This is a genomic window from Pseudokineococcus marinus (assembly GCF_013004605.1).
Lineage (GTDB): Bacteria > Actinomycetota > Actinomycetes > Actinomycetales > Quadrisphaeraceae > Pseudokineococcus > Pseudokineococcus marinus.
This window is the reverse complement of record NZ_JABEMA010000334.1, coordinates 1-3,066: the sequence shown is the minus strand read 5'-3', so window position 1 is coordinate 3,066 and position 3,066 is coordinate 1. Positions and strand designations below refer to the sequence as shown.

Below are 3,066 nucleotides of genomic sequence, written 5' to 3'. Positions count from 1 at the left end.
CCGACGCCGGGACCGGCTGCGGCGGAGGCGTCCACGACGACGTCGGCACCGAGCTCACGGGCGCGGGCCAGCGCCGCCGGCGAGACGTCGACCGCCACGACCGTCCCGGCGCCCATCGCGCGGGCCAGCACGACGGCCGACAGGCCCACGCCCCCGCAGCCCAGCACCACGACGCTCTCCCCCGGCTGCAGGCGAGCCCGGCCGCCCAGCGCCCGGTGCGCCGTCGCCGTGCGGCAGCCGAGCGCGGCCGCGGCGACGTCCGTGGGCCCGCCGTCCTCCACGGCCGGCAGGGCCACGAGGTTGGCGTCGGCGTGGTGGAGCGCCACCCGCTCGGCGAGCGACCCGTCGTCGGTGAAGCCGGGCTGGCGCTGGTGCGGGCAGACCTGCGGGTCCCCGCCCCGGCACGTCGCGCACCGCCCGCACCCGCAGACGAAGGGCGTCGTCACCCGGTCGCCCGGGCGCCACCGCGTGACCTCCGGCCCGACCCGCTCGACGACGCCGGCGAGCTCGTGGCCCAGCACCTGCGGGGGGACGACGTCGCCGTCGTGGCCGGCGTAGGCGTGCCAGTCGCTGCGGCACAGCCCGCTCGCCGTGACGCGCAGGACGACGCCGTCCGCCGGCGGGTCCGGGTCGGGCACCTCCTCCACGCGGGGCTCGACGCCGAACGCGCGCAGCACCAGGGCTCTCACGCCGCGCACGCTAGGACGAGCGCCGGAGGGTCGGGGCGGCGGTCCGACCAGCGGCGCTGTGGACGACGTGCGCCGGGCGTCGGTGGTGGCCCGTAGCGTCGTCGCCCGTGAGCACCGAGACCGTCGAGAGCGAGTCCACCGGCACGGCCGCGGAGGCCGGCGCCGTCCTGCGCCGCCTCGTCGGCCGCGAGGACGCCGTCCTGCGCGACGGCCAGGGCGAGGCGGTCGAGGCGCTGGTCGACCGGCGCGCGCGGGCGCTCGTCGTCCAGCGCACGGGCTGGGGCAAGTCCGCCGTCTACTTCGTCTCCACGGCGCTGCTGCGGGCGCGCGGGGCGGGGCCGACGCTGCTCGTGTCCCCTTTGCTGGCGCTCATGCGCGACCAGGTGGCCGCCGCCGCCCGCGCCGGGGTGAGGGCGGTCGAGATCTCCTCGGCCACGGCGCACGAGAACGACGAGGCGCTGCGCGCGCTGGCGGCCGACGAGGTCGACGTCCTCCTCATCTCCCCCGAGCGCCTCGTCAACCCCGCCTTCGCCGAGCAGGTGCTGCCCGACCTGCTCGCGCGCACCGGCCTCCTCGTCGTCGACGAGGCGCACTGCATCTCCGACTGGGGCCACGACTTCCGCCCCGACTACCGCCGCATCCGCGACCTGCTGGGGCGGCTGCCCTCCGGCACGCCCGTGCTGGCGACCACGGCCACGGCCAACGAGCGCGTCGTCGCCGACGTCGCCGAGCAGCTGTCCGCCCCCGCGCCGGGCTCGGCGGCGCCGGTGGAGGTGCTCACCGTGCGCGGCCCTCTCGCGCGCGACTCGCTGCGCCTCGGCGTCCTCGACCTGCCGGACGACGCGGCGCGGCTCGCCTGGCTCTCCGCGCACCTGCCCGACCTCCCCGGGTCGGGCATCGTCTACACGCTCACGGTCGCCGCCGCGGAGGACACCGCTGCGGCGCTGCGGTCCTCCGGTCACGAGGTGCTCGCCTACACCGGCCGCACCGACGACGCCGACCGCCGCGAGGCCGAGACGGCGCTGCGGGAGAACCGGGTCAAGGCGCTGGTGGCCACCTCGGCGCTCGGCATGGGCTTCGACAAGCCGGACCTCGGCTTCGTCGTGCACCTCGGCGCGCCGTCCTCCCCCGTCAGCTACTACCAGCAGGTCGGGCGCGCCGGGCGCGCGGTCGACCGCGCCGACGTCCTCCTGCTCCCCGGGCGCGAGGACCGCGCCGTCTGGTCGTACTTCGCGACGGCGAGCATGCCGCGCGAGGAGGACGCCGCCGCGGTCCTCGACGCCCTGGCGGGCGCGCAGCGGCCGATGAGCGCCGCGGCGCTCGAGTCCGTGGCCGACGTCCGCCGCACGCGCCTCGAGCTGCTGCTCAAGGTGCTGGCCGTCGACGGCGCCGTCGAGCGGGTGCGCGGCGGGTGGACGGCGACGGGGCGCCCGTGGGTCTACGACGCCGAGCGCTACGACCAGGTCGCGGCCACCCGCACCGCCGAGCAGCAGGCGATGGTCGCCTACGAGCGCACCGACGGCTGCCGCATGGCCTTCCTCCAGGAGGCCCTCGACGACGCCACCGCCGCCCCGTGCGGGCGGTGCGACCGCTGCGCCGGGCCCTGGTACCCGACCGACCTCCCCGACGACGCGCGCGAGGCGGCCTCGGCCGCCCTGCGCCGGGCGGGCACGGTGCTGGAGCCGCGCGCGCAGTGGCCCACGGGTGCCGACCGCCTGGGGGTCACCGTCAAGGGCCGCATCCCGGCGGACGAGCAGCTCGGCACCGGGCGCGCGCTGGCCCGCACGAGCGACCTCGGCTGGGGCCCGCGCCTGCGCGACCTGCTCGGCGACGTCTCGGGCGACCGCGAGCGGGTGCGCGACGTCCCGGTGCCCTCCGACGTCCTGCGCGCCGTCGTCCCGGTCCTGGCCGCGTGGGACTGGGAGCGCCGGCCGATCGCCGTGGCGTCGGTGCCCTCCCGCGGGCGCCCCACGCTGGTGGAGAGCCTCGCCACGGGCATCGCCGAGCTCGGGCGCCTGCCCTACCTGGGCGCCCTGCCGCTGGCGCCCGACCACCCGCCGGCGCGCGCTGGCTCGGGCAACAGCGCCTTCCGCCTGGCGGGCGTGTGGGGCGCCTTCGGCGACGCGGACGCCCTCGTGGCGCAGCTGCCGCCGGGGTCGGACGGCCCCGTCCTGCTCGTCGACGACGTCGTCGACACCCGGTGGACCCTCACCGTCGCCGGGCGCCAGCTCCGGCGCGCGGGCGTGCAGGTGCTGCCCTTCGCCCTCGCGGTGGTCGGCTAGGCGGGAGCCGGCCAGCGCCCGGCACCGCGGGGCGGGGCGGCTCAGCCCTGGCCGCCTGGGCCGGCGCTGGGCGGCCGGCGGTCGCGGACGGCCCC

General features: G+C 78.9%; 2 protein-coding genes. One reads left to right on the top strand and one right to left on the bottom strand.

Features of this window, described 5'->3' with window-relative positions; translation table 11 throughout:
- A partial coding sequence (locus HLB09_RS14940; protein WP_171204124.1) for an alcohol dehydrogenase catalytic domain-containing protein occupies nt 1–689 on the bottom strand: 689 nt, incomplete at its 3' end.
- Between the two features lie 107 nt (nt 690–796).
- Here HLB09_RS14940 and HLB09_RS14935 point away from each other — a divergent pair.
- Complete coding sequence (locus HLB09_RS14935) at nt 797–2,971, top strand: RecQ family ATP-dependent DNA helicase (protein ID WP_171204123.1); 2,175 nt, start codon at nt 797–799, stop codon at nt 2,969–2,971.
- Nucleotides 2,972–3,066: the final 95 nt, after the last annotated feature.